This is a genomic window from Phaeospirillum tilakii, assembly GCF_042683125.1.
Taxonomy (GTDB): Bacteria; Pseudomonadota; Alphaproteobacteria; order Rhodospirillales; family Magnetospirillaceae; genus Phaeospirillum; species Phaeospirillum tilakii.
This window is the reverse complement of record NZ_JBHUIY010000039.1, coordinates 1-16,749: the sequence shown is the minus strand read 5'-3', so window position 1 is coordinate 16,749 and position 16,749 is coordinate 1. Positions and strand designations below refer to the sequence as shown.

Here is a 16,749-nt window from a genome sequence, read left to right as displayed (position 1 = left end):
GCGGTTCGGGTGTAGGTTTTTCGCCTTCCTTTTCCCCTATCGGTGTCGTTGGGCATGGCCGAGGATGTGCCGGATCGGCGGGGCTATCGCCGCACGCTGGCGGAAGCGCGGCGGATCGTCGAGGAAACCGGGCGGATGACGGCCACCGCGACGCGGATGGCCGAGGCCTCGGCGCACAAGGCCGAGGCGGCGCGGCAGGCGGTGGCCCGGCGGGATCGCGGCCTTGCCGCCGGGCGGCAGGCGATCGAGGCCAGCCGGCGCCTGCTCGAGGACGAGGATCAGGGCTGAGCCGGGGCGCTCAGCCCCGGAACACCACCGTGCGCGAACCGTTGAGCAGCACCCGGTGTTCGGTGTGCCATCGCACCGCCCGGGCCAGCACCACGTTCTCGATGTCGCGGCCGAGCGCCACCAGATCCTCGGGGGTCAGGGTGTGATCGACCCGTTCCACCCCCTGTTCGATGATCGGCCCCTCGTCGAGGTCGGCGGTGACGTAATGGGCGGTGGCGCCGATGATCTTGACCCCGCGGGCGTGGGCCTGGTGATAGGGCTTGGCGCCCTTGAAGCTGGGCAGGAACGAATGGTGGATGTTGATCGCCCGCCCCTGCAACCGCACGCACATGTCGTGCGACAGGATCTGCATGTAGCGCGCCAGCACCACCAGATCGGCCCCGGCCCGGTCGATCACCTCCAGCACCTTGGCTTCCTGCGCCGCCTTGTCGTTCTTGTCGGCGGGGAAGTAGTGGTAGGGGATGCCGTGCCACTCGACGATGCCCTGCATGTCGGGGTGGTTCGAGATCACCGCCGGAATCTCGATCGGCAGCGAGCCCGACTGGTAGCGGTGCAGCAGGTCGTTGAGGCAGTGGCCGAACTTCGACACCAGGATCACCACCTTGGCCTTGCGGCTGGCGTCGTGCATCTGCCAGATCATCTGGAAGCGGGCGGCGACGATGGTGAACAGCTTTTCCAGTTCGGGAATCGGCGGGGTCATCGCCCCGGGCAGGAACACCACCCGCAGGAAGAAGCGGCGCGACAGCGGGTCGCCATATTGCGACGCGTCGGTGATGAAGCATTCATGCTGGCTGAGGAAACCGGTGACCGTCGAGATGATGCCCACGGTGTCGGGGCAGGTGACGGTCAGCACCCAGCCTTTTCTGTCGGCCATGTCGAAGCACCTCCGCGCGCCATGCGATCCGCCGATGGTCTTATAGGACGGGCGCGCCCCCGCCAAGCCGGCAAACGGCCCCTTGCGTTTTTTTCTCGAATCGCCCAAGGTCCGGAAGAGGTTGGAGTCGTTTTCCGGTCGGGGGCCGGCCGACTTTTCGGCCGCGAACAGTGGCGAGGATGGAGCCCGATGATCACCGTCTACTACAAGTCGGGCAACGCCCAGTGGAAGTACGAACTCGAGGAAACGGAACACGAGTACGTCATCAAGAACATTCTTGAGGACAATCCCGATCTGACCGAGATGTTCGATGATTCGCTGGAAATCCTGCGCGACATCTCCGCGATGGACGAAGACGAGCTTGATGAGGAAGACGAGATCGATCAGACGATCGCCGTTTCTTATCTGTGGCACTATTTCAACCACCTCGTTGACGAAGCCGATCGCATCAAGGGCGACATCGTTCTGATCGAGGAAGAGGACGGCACCGGCGTCACCGTGCTGCCGGCCGACGCCCTCACCGACGAAGACGAATAGTCTCCTCGGTTCCATGGTGACGCGGGCGCCGCCCGCGACCCGCCGGGGCGATACCCCGGACCCCCTTCGTTTTTTAAAAAGAAGGGGGAGGTCTGGAGGCGCCAGCCTCCAGGCGGGTGCGGGCGGCAGCCCGCCTAACTTTCCTCCTCGGCACAGAAGCGGCGCAGCGCCGCCGGATCGGACAGCACGATCTCGCGTCCGCGCGCCTCGACTCCGTGCGGGCGGAGGCGGACCAGGGCGCGCGACAGGCTTTCCGGGGCGATGCCGATCCGGCTGGCCAGCACCGTCTTGCTGAGCGGCAGCCGCACCCGGCCCGCCTCGGCGCCGGCCGGGGCCAGACCGAGCAGGAAGCCGGCCAGCCGCTGGGCCGGCGAGCGGCTTTTCAGCGTGGCGATCTCGTCGGCCAGCCGGGTGCGCCAGCGCGCCAGCCCCGACAGCAGGGTGAAGGCGAGGTCGGGCCGCTGTTCCAGCCGGCGCAGCAGCGGCGCCGCCGGGATGTGGACCAGCCGGGTGCCGGCCGCCACCGCGCAATGCAGCGGAAAGCGGCCCGATGACAGGATCGCCGCCTCGGCGAAGGTGCAGACCGGGTCGAACCACTCGATCACCGATTGCTCGCCGCCCTCGGTCAGCACGAACAGCGTCACCCGCCCGGCCAGCACCACGAAGAAGCGGTCGGCCGGGTCGCCGGCGGCGAACAGCGGGCCGGCGGCGGGATAATCCTCGACCCGGGCGCCGTCGAGCAGCAGGGCGAAGGCGTCGGGCGCCAGCCCGGCGAACAGCGGGGCGGTGGCGCACAGGGCGGCATCGGCGGCGGCGATCACGGTTCGTCCTCCTCGGCGCAGAAGGCGCGCAGCGCGGCGATGTCGGCCACCAGCAGGCCGCCATCGGCCTCGACCCCCACCCCGATCGCGGCCAGCCGGGTCAGGGCGCGCGACAGGCTTTCCGGCTGCATCCCCAATTGCTCGGCCACCGCCCGCTTGTCGTAGGGGAAGCGCAGCCGGGCCGGCCCCTCCTCGGCCCGGGTCAGGGTCAGCAGGAAGCCGCCCAGCCGCTGCGCCGTGCTTTTCAGCTTGAGGTCGGCGATCTGGCGCAGCATCGCCCGCAGCCGCAGCGACATCGTCGCCAGCAACTGGCGCAGCAGGTCGGGGCGCGAGGCGAGGCGGGCGCGGAACGGCGCGGCGGGAATCGCCAGCAGCGCCGCCCCGGCCAGCACCCGCGCCCCGGTGTCGTGATGGCCGGCGCCGAACACCGCCTCGTCGCCGATCAGGCTGTCGCGGCCGGCCACCTCGATCACCGAGCGGCGGCCGCCGCTGTGGCGGGCCAGTTCGACATGGCCGTCGAGCACGACATACAGCAGCTCGGCCGCCTGACCGGGCCGGAACAGGATGGCGCGGTGTGGCAGGCGCAGCGGGGCGGCGCCGTCGAGCAGGGCGGCGAGATCCTCCACCGCCAGATCGGCGAACGGCGGCACCGCCCGCACCCGCCGCAGCAGGTCGGGACGCAGCGGCGGGGTCATTGCCCTTCGACGGCGTTGGCGCCGCCCTGGCGCTCCTGGCCGAGCGGGGCGGCGGCGAAGGCGGCATCGCCCGGCAGGGTGACCACCAGCCGGTCGATCACCGCGATCTGCGCCCGCGCCCCGGCACCGGTGACCAGCCCGAGGACGTGGCCGCCCTGGCCGCGCTCGGCGTCGAGGAAGTGGAAATGGGTGCCGGTGGCGTTGATCCCCTGGGCATAGGCCGGGAAGCGGAAGCCGAGCAGGGTGCCGTCCATCTCCCGATGCTCGAAGATCGCCTGATGGGCCAGCGCGGCGGTCAGCGGTGGGTAGGGCGGGGTCTGGCGCGGCACCGAGCGCAGCTTGAGCGCGGCGAAGCGGCCGTCGATCCGCACCGCCTGGACATGGTTGGCCGGCGGCAGGGTCCGGGCCAGCCAGGCATCGAGCCCGGCGAGGTCGAGTCCTTCCGGCACCGGGGCGGACAGGGTCGGGGTGAAGGGGGTGATCATCGCGAACGGGGTGCGGGTCTCGGGCGGCAGCGGCGCGGCGCGGCCGTCGGTGCCGACGCGGTAGAATTTCCCGTCCACCGCCACCATTTCGCCGTCGAGCCCGTTGATGGTGCCGAGGCCGAGATCGCCCTGGCGGCCCAGCTCGCCCAGGCTGATTTCGCCGTCATAAACCCCGTGCAGCAGCGCATCGAGGATGGAAACCTGATAAAGATCGGCCGCCCCGGCCGGGGTGACACTTGTCATCCCGACGATCAGGACAGCGGCAAGAAAACGGCGCATGGTGTTTTCTCCTCCCCCTGGGGCGTGGCGGCCCCCGCTGGGGCAAGTCTATACTGTCGTCATCGTGGGAGCCAGAAACCGCCGATGAGCTTTTCCTCGATCGCCTTCGTCGCGGCCGACACCGAAATCGCCCAGACCGCGCTGGCCCGGCTGTGCCAGCTCTACCGCCATGTTCCCCCCGAACGGGCGGCGGTGATCGTCGCCCTCGGCGGCGACGGTTTCATGCTGGAAACGCTGCACCGCTACCGCGACTGCCGGGTGCCGATCTACGGGATGAATCGTGGCAGCGTCGGCTTCCTGATGAACGGCTACCGCACCGCCGACCTGCCGGCCCGGCTCGACCGCGCCCAGTCGGTGGTGCTGCACCCGCTGCGGATGCGCGCCCGCAGCGCCGACGGCAGCCACAGCGACGCGCTGGCGATCAACGAGGTGTCGCTGCTGCGCCAGAGCCGGCAGGCGGCCAAGCTGCGGATCCGGGTCGATGGCAAGGTCCGGCTCGACGAACTGATCTGCGACGGGATCCTGATCTCGACCCCGGCCGGCAGCACCGCCTACAATCTGTCGGCGCACGGGCCGATCCTGCCGCTGGGGGCGGGAATCAACGCCCTGACCCCGATCTCCGCCTTCCGCCCGCGCCGCTGGCGCGGCGCCCTGCTGCCGCAGGCGGCCCATGTCCGCTTCGAGATCCTGGAGGCCGACAAGCGGCCGGTCAGCGCGGTGGCCGATTTCACCGAGGTGCGCGACGTGGTCGATGTCGAGGTCCATCAGGACCGCGATACCGGCCTCGAACTGCTGTTCGACCCCGAGCACAATCTCGAGGAACGGATTATCGCCGAGCAATTCATGCCCTGACCCGCGCCCTGGGGGGCGATGCCCCCAAGAATTCGCGGGCTCTGCCCGCCCCCGCCAAGGGCCAAAGGCCCTTGGATCCCTTTCCTTGCCCTTCGCGCGGCAAACGCCCGCGCCCAAGCTGACCGGCCTTTCCGTGCCCGACCATCAAGGGGTTCCAAGGGCCTTGCGGCCCTTGGCGGGGGTGGGCGGAGCCCACATCACCAAAAGAGGGTCTCAGGCCGGCTTGGTCAGCATCGGGCCGAGCTTGCGGCCGCCGAAGACATGGATGTGGAGGTGGGGCACCTCCTGCCCGCCATTGATGCCGATGTTGGCGAGCAGGCGCCAGCCCTCGGTGGTGACTCCGGCGATTTCGGCCACCTTGGTCACGGCGCGGAACAAAGCGGCGATCTCGGCTTCCGAGGCGTTGGCGGTGAAATCGACGATCGAGACGTAGCGTCCCTTCGGAATCACCAGGATATGGACCGGCGCCTGCGGATTGATGTCGTGGAAGGCGAGGGTGTGCTCGTCCTCATGGACCTTGCGGCAGGGAATCTCGCCGCGCAGGATGCGGGCGAACACGTTGTTGTCATCGTATCCCATTCCACCCCTCCCTTTCCGTTCGCCGTCGGGCGCCGGGCGGTCAGCCCTTCTTGGCGCGCGACTTCTTCTCGTCGATGCCGGAGACGCCGAGACGGCGTTCGAGCTCGGCCCACACCTTGGCGGGCTCGACGCCGCAATCGGCCCACAGCACCAGCAAATGATACAGCATGTCGGCGCTTTCCGCCGTCAGTTCCTCGCGGCCCTCGGACAGGGCGGCGATCACGGTCTCGACCGATTCCTCGCCGAATTTCTGGGCGATCTTGCCCCGGCCCCGGGCGAACAGCTTGGCGGTGTAGGACTTGTCCGGATCGCCGCCGCGCCGGCTGACGATGGTCTTGTAGAGATCTTCGAGAATTTCACTGCCCTGGGCCATGACGCGCCCCTTTCGATTGAAGATGGAAAGCCGACGGGACCGGCGCCGCGCCGTTGCGCGGCGGCGGGGTCACCGTCGCACCGGGATCCCGGCGGCGGCGAGGTGGGCCTTGGCCTCGGCGATCGAGAAGATCCCGAAATGGAAGATCGAGGCGGCCAGCACCGCGGTGGCGTGGCCGTCGCGGATCCCCTCGACCAGATGGTCGAGGGTGCCGACCCCGCCCGAGGCGATCACCGGCACCGTCACCGCGTCGGCGATCGCCCGGGTCAAGGCGAGGTCGAAGCCGGCGCGGGTGCCGTCGCGGTCCATCGAGGTCAGCAGGATCTCGCCGGCACCGTATTCGACCATCCGCCGGGCCCAGGCCACCGCGTCGATCCCGGTGGGGGTGCGGCCGCCATGGGTGAAGATCTCGAACCGGCCGGGGGCCACCTGCTTGGCGTCGATCGCGACGACGATGCACTGGCTGCCGAACTTCTCGGCCGCTTCCTGGACGAATTCGGGGCGGTGGACGGCGGCGGTGTTGATCGACACCTTGTCGGCCCCGGCCAGCAGCAGCTTGCGGATGTCCTCGTTGCGGCGCACCCCGCCGCCGACGGTCAGCGGCATGAAGCACTGCTCGGCGGTGCGGCGCACCACGTCGTAGATGGTGTCGCGGTTGTCGGAACTGGCGGTGATGTCGAGGAAGGTCAGCTCGTCGGCCCCGGCGCGGTCATACAGCCGCGCCTGCTCGACCGGATCGCCGGCATCGATCAGATCGACGAAATTGACTCCCTTGACCACCCGCCCGTCCTTGACGTCGAGACAGGGGATGATCCGCATCTTCAGCATGGCGCGCCATCCTTGAGCAGGGCGACCGCGGCGGCGAGGTCGATCCGCCCGTCATACAGCGCCCGGCCCGAGATCACCCCGTCAAGGCGGGGAATCTGCCGCAGCGCGCGCAGATCGTCGAGCGACGACACCCCGCCCGAGGCGATCACCGGGATGCCGATCGCCTCGGCCAGGGCGCGGGTGGCGGCGACGTTGGGGCCGGCCAGCACCCCGTCGCGGTCGATGTCGGTGTAGATCAGCGCGGCGACCCCGGCATCCTCGAAGCGGCGGGCGAGGTCGAGCACGGCGAGGTCGCTGGTCTCGGCCCAACCCTCGACCGCCACCTTGCCGCCCTTGGCGTCGATGCCGACCGCGATCCGGCCGGGGAACAGCCGACAGGCCTCGCGCACCAGCTCGGGCGCCTTCAGCGCCACGGTGCCGAGGATGACCCGGCGCACCCCGCGCCCGAGCCAGCCCTCGATGGTGGCGAGGTCGCGGATGCCGCCGCCCAGCTGGACCGGCACGGTGACGGCGGCGAGGATCGCCTCGACCGCGGCGGCATTGACCGGCTTGCCGGCGAAGGCGCCGTTGAGATCGACCACATGGATCCAGTCGGCCCCGGCGGCGGCGAAGGCGCGGGCCTGGGCGGCCGGATCGGTGTTGAACACCGTGGCGTCCTCCATCAGGCCGAGGCGCAGCCGGACGCAGGCGCCGTCCTTGAGGTCGATGGCGGGATAAAGGAACATCGCTCACGGCCTCCAGGTCAGGAAGTTCTCGATCAGCTTGAGCCCGGTCGCCTGGGATTTCTCCGGATGGAACTGGGTGCCGGCGAGATTGTCGCGGCCGATCAGGGCGGTGACCGCGCCGCCATATTCGACATGGGCGAGGCGGTGGGCCGGATCGGCGCAACGGAAATGATAGGAATGGACGAAATAGGCATGGGCCCCGGCCGGCAGCCCGGCCAGCAGCGGGTGGTCGGGTCGGTCGGGCGCCAGCTCGTTCCAGCCCATGTGCGGCACCTTGAGCCCGGCGGCGGCGACGTCGAGCGGCACCACCTCGCCGGCGATCCAGCCCAGCCCCTGGTGGGCGCCGTGCTCGTGCCCGGTGGTCGCCATCAGTTGCATGCCGACGCAGATGCCGAGGAAGGGGCGGCCCTGGCGCAGCACCGCCTGCTCCAGCGCCTCGATCATTCCGGGCAGGGCGGCGAGCCCGGCCTTGCAATCGGCGAAGGCGCCGACCCCGGGCAGGACGATGCGGTCGGCGGCGGCGACCTGCTCGGCATGGGCGGTGACCAGCACCTCATAGCCCAGCCCGCGCTCGCCCACCACCCGCTCGAACGCCTTGGCGGCGGAGCGCAGATTGCCGGAACCGTAATCGACGATGGCGACGCGCGTGGTCACAGGCTGCCTCCCAGCGTGCCCTTGGTCGAGGGGACGGCGTCGGCCTTGCGCGGATCGATCTCGACCGCGGCGCGCAGGGCGCGGGCCAGCGCCTTGAAACAGCTTTCGGCGATGTGGTGGTCGTTCTCGCCGTAGAAGCATTCGACATGCAGGGTGATGCCGGCGGCCTGGGCGAAGGCCTGGAACCATTCGCGCAGCAGCTCGGTGTCCATCGTGCCGAGGCGGTCGTGGCGGAACGCCACCTTCCACACCAGATAGGGCCGGTTCGACAGGTCGAGCGCGACCCGGGTCAGGGTCTCGTCCATCGGCACCAGCGCCTCGCCATAGCGGCGGATGCCCTTGCGGTCGCCGAGCGCGCGGGCCACCGCCTGCCCGAGCGCGATGCCGACATCCTCGGTGGTGTGGTGGGCGTCGATGTGCAGATCGCCGCGCGCCTCGACCACCAGATCGATCAGCGAATGGCGCGACAACTGCTCCAGCATGTGGTCGAGGAAGCCGATTCCCGTCGCCACCTGATAGCGGCCGCCGCCGTCCAGTTCGACCGAGACGGTGACCGCCGTCTCGGTGGTGGTGCGCTCGATCCTGCCCTGGCGCATGCATGCCTCCTGTCACAAGGGTCCCGGTTTAGCAGGTCTGCCGCGCGGCCTCAAGCGCCGCTCCGGCGGCCTTTGCTTGTGTTGCCGCCGCCGCCGGCCTATAAGTCTCAAGGCGTTCCTTTGCGCGGTTCTCATCTACATGCTGACCACCTGCCCGAATTGCGGAACCAATTTCTCGGTCCCCGATACCGCGCTCGGCCGCGATGGGCGCAAGCTCAAATGCGCCAAATGCGGTCACCTGTGGTTCCAGTCCCCGCTCCGGCTGGAGGAGGACGAGCCGCTCGGCGACGCGTTCGACCTTGCCGCGGTGGCGCCTGGGCCGGAACCGGCCCCCGCGCCGGAACCGGAGGCCGAGCCGCTGCCGACCTTCGACCTTACCCCCGATCCGGTGCCGGCGGGCGGGCGGCGGCCCGATCTCGATTTCGCCCCCGAGCCGACCTTCGGCCGGGCGGCGCCCCAGGCCGAGCTGGAAGAGCCGCCGGCCGGGCTGATGGAACTCGGCACCCGGCCGGTGCCGGATCTGTTCGCCCCCCCGGCCGACGAGCCGCGCCATCGCGGCGGCATCGCCGCTTTGTGGGCGCTGCTGGCCCTGCTGGTGCTGGGCGGCCTCGGCGGGGCGGCCTATTATTTCCAGGATCCGCTGGTCGAGGCGGTGCCGGAGGCCGGCACCCTGCTGACCTCGGTCGGGCTGCGCCACGAACAGCTCGGCGCCGGGCTCGAACTGCGCAAGGCCGGCAGCCCCGAACGCTTCGTCCGCAACGACACCGAGGTGCTGCGGGTGTGCGGCCTGATCGTCAATGTCAGCGACCGCCTGCGCCCGGTGCCGACGATGAAGCTGGTGCTGCTCGACAAGGCCGGGCAGCCGGTGCAGGAGGAACTGGCCCGGCCGCCGGTGTCGATGCTGGCGCCCCATCCCCAGGGCTCGGTCCCGTTCTGCATCCTGCGCGACCGCCCCGACCCCAACGCGGTCGAGGTGGTGGTGGTGTTCTCCGATCAGGACGCCGCCAATGCCCCGGTGGCGCGGCCGCTCGACCGCGCGCCCGCCCGTCCGGCCCCGGCCGAGGCGCCGGCGGCCCCGGCGCCCGAGGGCGACAGCCCGTCCGTTCCGGCCGCCCCGTCCGCTCCGGCGGGCGAGGCCCCGCCGGCCCCGGCTCCGGCTCCGGCCCCGGTCCAGGCGCCGACCCCGGCCCGCCCCGCTCCCTGACCTTCCGGGCAAGGCCCTTGACGGGCCGGTTGAGCCCTGTCAGAAGAACCCCCCGGGGTGGGTGATCCGCCCCCGTGGAGATTTGACCGCTTGCCGCCACGTCAAAACGGCTAAGTGGGTGCATCGCGATGGCGACGTTTCCCAGCGTCTGATGCCCCTGGTCCCTTGTGGGTAGGATCGAGGAGGGCTTGCCTGTGTCCAAAAAGAATTTCCTGTTCACCAGCGAATCGGTGTCCGAAGGGCACCCCGACAAGGTTGCCGACCGGATTTCCGATACCGTGGTCGACGCCTTCCTGGCGGCCGAGCCGCAGGCGCGTGTCGCGGTCGAGACCCTGTGCACCACCAATCTGGTGGTTCTCGCCGGTGAGGTGCGTGGCCCGGCTTCGGTCACCAAGGACCAGCTGATCGAGGCGGCCCGCGCCGCGATCAAGGACATCGGCTACGAGCAGGACGGCTTCCACTGGAAGAACGCCGAGGTGCAGTACCACGTCCATGCCCAGTCGGCCGACATCGCCGTCGGCGTCGACGCCGCCGGCAACAAGGACGAGGGCGCGGGCGACCAGGGCATCATGTTCGGTTATGCGGTCGACGAGACCGAGACCCTGATGCCGGCGCCGATCTATTATTCGCACGAAATACTGAAGAGCCTCGCCGCCGCCCGCCATTCCGGCGCGGCCTCGCTGCTCGAGCCCGACGCCAAGAGCCAGGTCACCCTGGAATATCGCGACGGCCGTCCGGTGCGCGCCGCCTCGGTGGTGGTCTCGACCCAGCATGCCGAGCGCGCCAGCCAGGAAGAGCTGCGTGAGCTGGTCCGCGCCCACGTCCTCAAGGTCCTGCCCGAGGGCTGGTTCCCCGACGAGGAGCATTTCTACGTCAACCCGACCGGCCGTTTCGTCATCGGCGGCCCCGACGGCGACACCGGCCTGACCGGGCGCAAGATCATCGTCGACACCTACGGCGGCGCCGCGCCGCACGGCGGTGGGGCGTTCTCGGGCAAGGATCCGACCAAGGTTGACCGTTCGGCCGCCTATGCCGCCCGCTACCTCGCCAAGAACGTGGTCGCCTCCGGTCTGGCCAGCAAGTGCGTGATCCAGCTGTCCTACGCCATCGGCGTGTCGAAGCCGCTGTCGGTCTATGTCGACACCTTCGGCACCAATCAGGTCGATGAGGACAAGCTGTCCGAGGTGCTCCAGCAGCTGGTCGATCTCAGCCCGCGCGGGATCCGCACCCATCTCGGCCTCAACAAGCCGATCTACGCCCGCACCGCCGCCTATGGCCATTTCGGCCGCACCCCCGACGCCGATGGCGGTTTCTCGTGGGAGCGCACCGATCTGGTCGACGCGCTGAAGCGCGCGTTCTGATCCGGCGATGGACCAGGGCGGTTCCGAGCCGGGGGCTGCGACCCGGCCGCGTTTCTTCGGACGCCGCAGCGGCAAGCCGCTGCGGCGCACCGCCCTTGGTCTGATCGAGTCCCTGCTGCCCCGGCTGGCGATCGCCATCCCCACGCCGGGGCAGCGGCTTGATCCCGTTGCCCTGTTTCCCGAACCGGTCCGCGCCGTCTGGCTCGAGGTCGGCTTCGGCGGCGGCGAGCATCTGGCCGAACTGGCCGCGCTGCACCCCGACATCGGGATGATCGGCAGCGAGGTGTTCCGCAACGGCATCGCCAGCCTGCTCGGCCATGTCGAGCGGCGCGCCCTCGCCAATGTCCGCCTGTTCCCCGAGGATGTCCGCCTGCTGCTGCCGGCTTTGCCCGAGGCCAGCCTGGAGCGGGCGTTCGTGCTGTTCCCCGATCCGTGGCCGAAGGCCCGCCACGCCGAGCGCCGCTTCGTCAATCCCGACAATCTCGACCAGCTCGCCCGCCTGCTGCGCGATGGCGGCGAATTACGGGTTGCCAGCGATGACCCGATCTACGTCGCCTGGGCGGCCGAACGGCTCGACGAGCATCCCGCCTTCGTCAAGCTTCAGGTCACCACCGAGCGGGCCGCGCTGCCGCCCGACTGGCCGGCGACCCGCTACGAGATCAAATGTCTGGCCGGGCGCCAGCCGACCTTCTTCCGCTACGCCCGCCGCCCGCGCGGCTGAGGCGCCATTCGCGGGCTCTGCCCGCACCCGCCAAGGGCCGAAGGCCCTTGGAACCCTTGCCGTGTCCTTCGCGCGGCAAACGCCAGCGCCCAAGCGGAAAGACCGGTCCGCGCCCGACCACCCATGGGATCCAAGGGCCTTGCGGCCCTTGGCGGGGGTGGGCGGAGCCCACATCAGCCTGAGCCCCGTCAGGCCTGACGGATTCCGGCCAGGAAGTTCTCGACCTCGCCGCGCAGGGTGCGGGCCTCGGCGGCCAGCGCCTGGGTGGCGCTCAGCATGCAGCCGGCCGAGCCGCCGGCCTCGGCGGTGGCGGCGGTGAGCTGGCCGAGCGACTGGGTCACCCCGGCGGTGCCGGCGGCGGCCTGCTGGACGCTGCGGGCGATCTCGCGGGTGGCGGCGCCCTGATCGCCCACCGCGTTGGCGATGTCGTCGCCGATCGATTTGATGCGCAGGATGGTGGCGACGATGGCGCGGATCGCGTCCACCGCCTGCCCGGTCGCGGCCTGGACCGCGCCGATCTGGGTCGAAATCTCGTCGGTGGCCCGCGCGGTCTGGGTGGCGAGGTGCTTGACCTCGCCCGCCACCACGGCGAAGCCCTTGCCGGCGTCGCCGGCCCGCGCCGCCTCGATGGTGGCGTTCAAGGCCAGCAGGTTGGTCTGTGCCGCGATGTCGGTGATCAGCCCGACCACCTCGCCGATCCGCGCGGCGGTGGCGGCCAGCCCCTCGACCAGCTGGTTGGTCTTTTCGGCATCGGCGGCGGCCTCGGTCGAGATCTGGGCCGATTGCGACACCTGCCGACTGATCTCGGCGATTGAGGCCGACAGTTCCTCGGCGGCGGCGGCGACGGTCTGGACGTTGGCCGAGGCCTGCTCGGCGGCGTCGGCGACCCGGGTGGCCTGATGCGAGGCGGTGTCGATCGAGGACGACACCCGCGCCGCCGCGCTTTCCAGTTCGCCCGAGGCATGGGTGATGGTTTCCGCCACCCGCTTGACGCTGCCCTCGAACCCGTCGGCGACCCGCAGCAGTTCGGCCTTGCGGTGGGCCTCGGCCTCGTGCTTGACCGCGTCCTGGCGGGTGCGCAGCGTTTCCGCCTCGAGCGCCGCGTCGCGCAGCACCTCGATCGCCTCGGCCAGGCGGCCGATCTCGTCGCCCCGGCCGGTTTCCGGCACGGCGACATGGTAATCGCCGGCGGCAAGGCGGCGGGTGACCCCGACCAGCCGGCCGATGCCGCCGCCGATGTTGCGCGACAGCGCCACCCCGAGCCCGGCCGCGACCAGGGTCACCAGCAGGAACACCCCGGCCAACCGCAGCAGGGCGGCCTCGAATTCCGCATCGACGTCATCGATATAGATCCCGGTGGCCAGCACCCAGCCCCAGGCCTGGCTGGTGTGGCCATAGGCCAGCTTGGGCGACGGCGTGGTCTGGCCGGGCTGGGGAAACATGTAGCGGACGAACCCGCCGCCCTGCGCGGCGGCGTCGAGGATCGCCGTGACGAAGGCGAAGCCGTTGGCGTCGCGGCTTTCGCGCGCGGTGCGGCCCTCGCGTTCGGGATGGGCCGGATTGAGCAGCACCTGCCCATCCTTGCTGTAGATGAAGTAGTATTCGTCGTCGCCGTAGCGGGCGAGACGGATCGCCTGCAACGCCTGGGCCTGGGCCTGGGCGGTGTCGATCTCGCCCCGGCTGGCCCGTTCGGCAAAGGAACGGAGGGTGCCGTCGGCGGCCTCGACCAGATTGCGCAGTTTGACCTCGCGGTCGGTGATCATGGTGGCGCGCAGTTGCAGCGCCGCCAGCAGCGACAGCAGCACCATCGCCGCGATCAGCAGGGCGATGATCGACAGCAATTTTCCCGACAGCGACACCTTGGCGATCATGCGCGCTCCCCTCCGCGCGGCCGTCGCGAGCCGTCAAACGCCGCGTCGCCGCACCTGCTCATGCCAACGGCATAGCTGGTCCCTGCCCAGTTCGATTGCAATAGGGGAAACACCCCTCCCGGCAGGCCGGGGGGTGACTGTCGATGAAAAAGAAGGGGGTCCGGGGCATCGCCCCGGCGGGTCGCGGGCAGAGCCCGCGTAACAGGGCGCACGGAGCGCGCCGGTTGGCGCGCCCCGGCGGAACCGGCTAGGTGTCGAGGAAGCTTCTGAGCTTGCGCGAGCGCGACGGATGCTTGAGCTTGCGCAGCGCCTTGGCTTCGATCTGACGGATGCGTTCGCGGGTGACGCTGAATTGCTGGCCGACCTCTTCGAGGGTGTGGTCGGTGTTCATGCCGATGCCGAAGCGCATCCTGAGCACGCGCTCCTCGCGCGGGGTCAGGCTGGCGAGGACGCGGGTGGTGGTCTCGCGCAGATTGGCCTGGATCGCCGCGTCGAGCGGCAGCACCGCGTTCTTGTCCTCGATGAAGTCGCCGAGGTGGGAATCCTCCTCGTCGCCGATCGGGGTTTCGAGCGAGATCGGCTCCTTGGCGATCTTGAGGACCTTGCGCACCTTCTCGAGCGGCATGCTGAGCTTTTCGGCCAGCTCTTCCGGGGTCGGCTCGCGGCCGATCTCGTGCAGCATCTGGCGCGAGGTGCGGACCAGCTTGTTGATGGTCTCGATCATGTGGACCGGGATGCGGATGGTGCGGGCCTGATCGGCGATCGAGCGGGTGATCGCCTGCCGGATCCACCACGTGGCATAGGTCGAGAATTTGTAGCCGCGGCGGTATTCGAACTTATCGACCGCCTTCATCAGGCCGATATTGCCTTCCTGGATCAGGTCGAGGAATTGCAGGCCACGGTTGGTGTATTTCTTGGCGATCGAGATGACGAGGCGCAGGTTGGCCTCGATCATTTCCTTCTTGGCCTTGCTGGCCTCGCGCTCGCCCTTCTGCACCGTCTGGACGATGCGGCGGTATTCGGTGATCGGCAGGCCGGATTCGGCCGAGATGCGGGAGATGGTGGCGCGGATATCGGTGATTTCGTGGGCGTGGCGGCTGGCGAAATCCTTCCACTGCTTGCTGCGGCCGGCGACCTGCTCGATCCAGTTGGGGGCCAGTTCCGAGCCGTAATAGGCGTCGAGGAAATCGGGCCGCTTGATCCGGCAGGATTCGGCCAGACGCAGCAGGCGGCCTTCCTGGGTCATCAGCCGGCGGTTGAGGCCGTTGAGCTGCTCGACCAGGAACTCGATGCGGGCGTTGTTGAGGTGGATGCCCTGCATCAGCCGGACCAGCTCGGTCTTCAGCTTGTCGTACTTCTTCTCGACCGCCGGGGGCACCGCCTCGCCCTTCGACAGGGCGGCGAGGCGCTGTTCCTGGACCTTTTCGAGCTTCTGGTGGGTGGTGGCGATCCCCTGGAAGGTTTCCAGCACCTGGGGCAGCAGCTGGATTTCCATCGCGGCGAGCGAGATCGCGCTGTCCTCGGCGTCATCGCCGTCGGGCATGTCGCCTTCGCCCTCGCCCTCGCGCTCCTCTCCCTCGGCCTCGGCCTCGCCTTCGCCGGCGGCCTCGCCGGGGGCGGGTTCCTCCTCGGGGCCGCGCTCCAGCTCCTCCTCGGACAGGTCGCCGCCGGGGCCGGCGCCGTAGGTGGCGTCGAGATCGATGATGTCGCGCAGCAGCATCTTGCCCTCGATCAGGGCGTCGTGCCATTCGACCACGGCGCGGATGGTCAGCGGGCTTTCGCAGATGCCGCCGATCATCATGTCGCGGCCGGCCTCGATCCGCTTGGCGATGGCGATTTCGCCCTCGCGCGACAGCAGTTCGACCGAGCCCATCTCGCGCAGATACATCCGCACCGGGTCGTCGGTGCGGCCAAGATCCTCTTCGTCGACGTTGCCGGCGCCGGAATAGCCCTCGCTGTCGGTGGCTTCTTCCTCGCCCTCGGGCTGGGCTTCCTCGCCGTCCTCGCTCTCGACCACGTTGATGCCGAGTTCGGACAGCATCGCCATGGTGTCCTCGATCTGCTCGGAGGACACTTCGTCGGGCGGCATCGCCGCGTTCAGTTCGTCATAGGTGACGTAGCCGCGTTCCTTGCCGCGCGCCACCATCTTCTTGACGGCAACCCCCAGGGTGTCGAGCAGCGGCCCGTCCATCGACTCGTCCTGGTTTTCCGACACTTCCGCGGTGTTCGTCGCTTTGGTCGCCATGAAACCCTTCACTCCTGAAGACCCTGGCCCCGTCCCCCCCGAACGGCGCCGGTCCGGCCGGGCGTCCTGCCCGTCCGGCCCTGTCGGTCGCCCCCATCGGCGATGGGGGCGTGTGTCTGGGACCCGCCGGCCCCGTTAAACCCGCGCCGCGATCCGGGGCGCCTTGCCGTCCGGCGCCCTAGCCGCGCCCGCCGTCTCGGGACGGGGGCGGCGGGCCCGCTTCGTCCTCGCCGGCCGTTGCCGTCCATTCCTGTCGCTTGACCGCCTGATAGCGGGCCCACGACGCCGGCGACGATTCCTCGATCAGCCGGGCGCTGGCTTCGTCCACGTCCGCCTGCAGGTTCCGATGGGTGTAGCGATGGTAGACATCGTCCCAGAGAGCCTTCGCGTCCTCGGCGCTGTCATAGCCGCGGACTCCAAGCATGCGCCTTTCGCTGGCATCGAGAAGGGACTCCAGCACCGAACAGAATCCATCCGCCCGTAGATGGGCGGAAAGCTGCTCCGCGTCAAGCCCTCGCCCAGTTCCGAGGTGCTTTAGAATCCCACGTCGAAGTTTGTCAAGCGACTCCTGCGAAAAGGCGCAGAGACCGAGCGCCTCCTGCACCTGCTCATACAGGCCGGGATTGGTCAGCAGCAGCCCGAGCAGCACCCGTTCCTGCATCTCCGCCGCCGGGCGCGGCCCGGGCGGGCGGCCGACCCCGACCAGCCGGCCGTCCTGGCTCGCCAGCGCCCGCTCGGCCGCGCCGGTGCGGCCGGGGCGG

The 16,749-nt window shown here is 69.7% G+C and carries 18 protein-coding genes and 1 pseudogene; 6 read left to right on the top strand and 13 right to left on the bottom strand.

Annotation, left to right across the window (positions count from 1 at the left end):
* Nucleotides 1–54 precede the first annotated feature (54 nt).
* Entirely contained in the window at nt 55–288 is a 234-nt protein-coding gene (locus ACFSNB_RS15505) for a hypothetical protein (RefSeq protein WP_377318187.1), read from the top strand.
* Nucleotides 289–298: 10 nt separating this feature from the next.
* Here ACFSNB_RS15505 and purU read toward each other — a convergent pair whose 3' ends face one another.
* Nucleotides 299–1,162 carry a formyltetrahydrofolate deformylase gene (gene purU, locus ACFSNB_RS15500; RefSeq protein ID WP_377318185.1) on the bottom strand — a complete coding sequence of 288 codons (864 nt, stop codon included), beginning with the start codon at nt 1,160–1,162 and terminating at the stop codon, nt 299–301.
* Between the two features lie 189 nt (nt 1,163–1,351).
* Between purU and ACFSNB_RS15495 the strand changes: the two genes are divergently transcribed.
* Complete coding sequence (locus ACFSNB_RS15495; protein ID WP_377318183.1) at nt 1,352–1,699, top strand: hypothetical protein; 348 nt, start codon at nt 1,352–1,354, stop codon at nt 1,697–1,699.
* Nucleotides 1,700–1,833: 134 nt separating this feature from the next.
* On the opposite strand, the gene ACFSNB_RS15490 is transcribed toward ACFSNB_RS15495, so the two are convergent.
* Genes ACFSNB_RS15490 through budA form a run of 3 tightly spaced genes read right to left on the bottom strand, consistent with a single transcriptional unit; the run spans nt 1,834 to nt 3,979 of the window.
* Entirely contained in the window at nt 1,834–2,520 is a 687-nt protein-coding gene (locus ACFSNB_RS15490) for a helix-turn-helix domain-containing protein (RefSeq protein WP_377318181.1), read from the bottom strand.
* Entirely contained in the window at nt 2,517–3,215 is a 699-nt protein-coding gene (locus tag ACFSNB_RS15485; protein WP_377318179.1) for a Crp/Fnr family transcriptional regulator, read from the bottom strand. The genes ACFSNB_RS15490 and ACFSNB_RS15485 overlap by 4 nt, the downstream gene beginning before the upstream one ends.
* Nucleotides 3,212–3,979 carry an acetolactate decarboxylase gene (gene budA, locus ACFSNB_RS15480; RefSeq protein ID WP_377318177.1) on the bottom strand — a complete coding sequence of 256 codons (768 nt, stop codon included), beginning with the start codon at nt 3,977–3,979 and terminating at the stop codon, nt 3,212–3,214. The genes ACFSNB_RS15485 and budA overlap by 4 nt, the downstream gene beginning before the upstream one ends.
* Before the next feature lie 84 nt (nt 3,980–4,063).
* Between budA and ACFSNB_RS15475 the strand changes: the two genes are divergently transcribed.
* Nucleotides 4,064–4,831 (top strand): NAD kinase, encoded by a 768-nt coding sequence (locus ACFSNB_RS15475; RefSeq protein ID WP_377318175.1) that lies wholly within the window; start codon nt 4,064–4,066, stop codon nt 4,829–4,831.
* A 213-nt stretch (nt 4,832–5,044) separates the two neighbouring features.
* On the opposite strand, the gene ACFSNB_RS15470 is transcribed toward ACFSNB_RS15475, so the two are convergent.
* The 6 genes from ACFSNB_RS15470 to hisB form a co-directional block, all read right to left on the bottom strand.
* Nucleotides 5,045–5,410, bottom strand: a complete 366-nt coding sequence (locus ACFSNB_RS15470; RefSeq protein ID WP_377318173.1) for a histidine triad nucleotide-binding protein — start codon at nt 5,408–5,410, stop codon at nt 5,045–5,047.
* Between the two features lie 40 nt (nt 5,411–5,450).
* A complete protein-coding gene (locus tag ACFSNB_RS15465; protein WP_377318171.1) occupies nt 5,451–5,783 on the bottom strand; it encodes a phosphoribosyl-ATP diphosphatase in 333 nt (110 codons plus the stop codon).
* A gap of 69 nt (nt 5,784–5,852) precedes the next feature.
* A complete protein-coding gene (gene hisF, locus ACFSNB_RS15460) occupies nt 5,853–6,611 on the bottom strand; it encodes an imidazole glycerol phosphate synthase subunit HisF (RefSeq protein WP_377318169.1) in 759 nt (252 codons plus the stop codon).
* Nucleotides 6,605–7,336, bottom strand: coding sequence for a 1-(5-phosphoribosyl)-5-[(5-phosphoribosylamino)methylideneamino]imidazole-4-carboxamide isomerase (hisA, locus tag ACFSNB_RS15455; RefSeq protein ID WP_377318167.1), 732 nt, complete (start codon nt 7,334–7,336; stop codon nt 6,605–6,607). The genes hisF and hisA overlap by 7 nt, the downstream gene beginning before the upstream one ends.
* A gap of 3 nt (nt 7,337–7,339) precedes the next feature.
* Nucleotides 7,340–7,990, bottom strand: coding sequence for an imidazole glycerol phosphate synthase subunit HisH (gene hisH / locus ACFSNB_RS15450; protein WP_377318165.1), 651 nt, complete (start codon nt 7,988–7,990; stop codon nt 7,340–7,342).
* Nucleotides 7,987–8,586: an imidazoleglycerol-phosphate dehydratase HisB gene (gene hisB / locus ACFSNB_RS15445; RefSeq protein WP_377318163.1), complete on the bottom strand. Its 600-nt coding sequence runs from the start codon at nt 8,584–8,586 to the stop codon at nt 7,987–7,989. The genes hisH and hisB overlap by 4 nt, the downstream gene beginning before the upstream one ends.
* Nucleotides 8,587–8,725: 139 nt before the next feature.
* Between hisB and ACFSNB_RS15440 the strand changes: the two genes are divergently transcribed.
* The 3 genes from ACFSNB_RS15440 (at nt 8,726) to trmB (ending at nt 11,872) form a co-directional block, all read left to right on the top strand.
* Entirely contained in the window at nt 8,726–9,790 is a 1,065-nt protein-coding gene (locus ACFSNB_RS15440) for a DUF3426 domain-containing protein (protein WP_377318161.1), read from the top strand.
* A 194-nt stretch (nt 9,791–9,984) separates the two neighbouring features.
* Nucleotides 9,985–11,151, top strand: coding sequence for a methionine adenosyltransferase (gene metK, locus ACFSNB_RS15435; protein WP_377318159.1), 1,167 nt, complete (start codon nt 9,985–9,987; stop codon nt 11,149–11,151).
* Nucleotides 11,152–11,158: 7 nt separating this feature from the next.
* Nucleotides 11,159–11,872, top strand: a complete 714-nt coding sequence (gene trmB, locus ACFSNB_RS15430; protein WP_377318157.1) for a tRNA (guanosine(46)-N7)-methyltransferase TrmB — start codon at nt 11,159–11,161, stop codon at nt 11,870–11,872.
* 188 nt (nt 11,873–12,060) lie between these two features.
* Here trmB and ACFSNB_RS15425 read toward each other — a convergent pair whose 3' ends face one another.
* The 3 genes and pseudogenes from ACFSNB_RS15425 to ACFSNB_RS15415 all read right to left on the bottom strand — a co-directional run.
* Complete coding sequence (locus ACFSNB_RS15425; protein WP_377318155.1) at nt 12,061–13,743, bottom strand: methyl-accepting chemotaxis protein; 1,683 nt, start codon at nt 13,741–13,743, stop codon at nt 12,061–12,063.
* Nucleotides 13,744–13,990: 247 nt separating this feature from the next.
* Nucleotides 13,991–15,988, bottom strand: a complete 1,998-nt coding sequence (gene rpoD / locus ACFSNB_RS15420; RefSeq protein ID WP_377318153.1) for an RNA polymerase sigma factor RpoD — start codon at nt 15,986–15,988, stop codon at nt 13,991–13,993.
* Nucleotides 15,989–16,166: 178 nt separating this feature from the next.
* Nucleotides 16,167–16,749, bottom strand: a pseudogene (locus ACFSNB_RS15415) (DNA primase); the annotation flags it as partial.

Bases quoted from the DNA above. Each gene is read 5' to 3' on its own strand.
- ACFSNB_RS15465 (WP_377318171.1), bottom strand. From the start codon at position 5,783: ATGGCCCAGGGCAGTGAAATTCTCGAAGATCTCTACAAGACCATCGTC.
- ACFSNB_RS15485 (WP_377318179.1), bottom strand. From the start codon at position 3,215: ATGACCCCGCCGCTGCGTCCCGACCTGCTGCGGCGGGTGCGGGCGGTG.
- hisA (WP_377318167.1), bottom strand. From the start codon at position 7,336: ATGTTCCTTTATCCCGCCATCGACCTCAAGGACGGCGCCTGCGTCCGG.
- trmB (WP_377318157.1), top strand. From the start codon at position 11,159: ATGGACCAGGGCGGTTCCGAGCCGGGGGCTGCGACCCGGCCGCGTTTC.
- hisF (WP_377318169.1), bottom strand. From the start codon at position 6,611: ATGCTGAAGATGCGGATCATCCCCTGTCTCGACGTCAAGGACGGGCGG.
- hisB (WP_377318163.1), bottom strand. From the start codon at position 8,586: ATGCGCCAGGGCAGGATCGAGCGCACCACCACCGAGACGGCGGTCACC.
- ACFSNB_RS15505 (WP_377318187.1), top strand. From the start codon at position 55: ATGGCCGAGGATGTGCCGGATCGGCGGGGCTATCGCCGCACGCTGGCG.
- budA (WP_377318177.1), bottom strand. From the start codon at position 3,979: ATGCGCCGTTTTCTTGCCGCTGTCCTGATCGTCGGGATGACAAGTGTC.
- ACFSNB_RS15425 (WP_377318155.1), bottom strand. From the start codon at position 13,743: ATGATCGCCAAGGTGTCGCTGTCGGGAAAATTGCTGTCGATCATCGCC.
- ACFSNB_RS15470 (WP_377318173.1), bottom strand. From the start codon at position 5,410: ATGGGATACGATGACAACAACGTGTTCGCCCGCATCCTGCGCGGCGAG.
- purU (WP_377318185.1), bottom strand. From the start codon at position 1,162: ATGGCCGACAGAAAAGGCTGGGTGCTGACCGTCACCTGCCCCGACACC.
- ACFSNB_RS15495 (WP_377318183.1), top strand. From the start codon at position 1,352: ATGATCACCGTCTACTACAAGTCGGGCAACGCCCAGTGGAAGTACGAA.
- ACFSNB_RS15475 (WP_377318175.1), top strand. From the start codon at position 4,064: ATGAGCTTTTCCTCGATCGCCTTCGTCGCGGCCGACACCGAAATCGCC.
- rpoD (WP_377318153.1), bottom strand. From the start codon at position 15,988: ATGGCGACCAAAGCGACGAACACCGCGGAAGTGTCGGAAAACCAGGAC.
- ACFSNB_RS15440 (WP_377318161.1), top strand. From the start codon at position 8,726: ATGCTGACCACCTGCCCGAATTGCGGAACCAATTTCTCGGTCCCCGAT.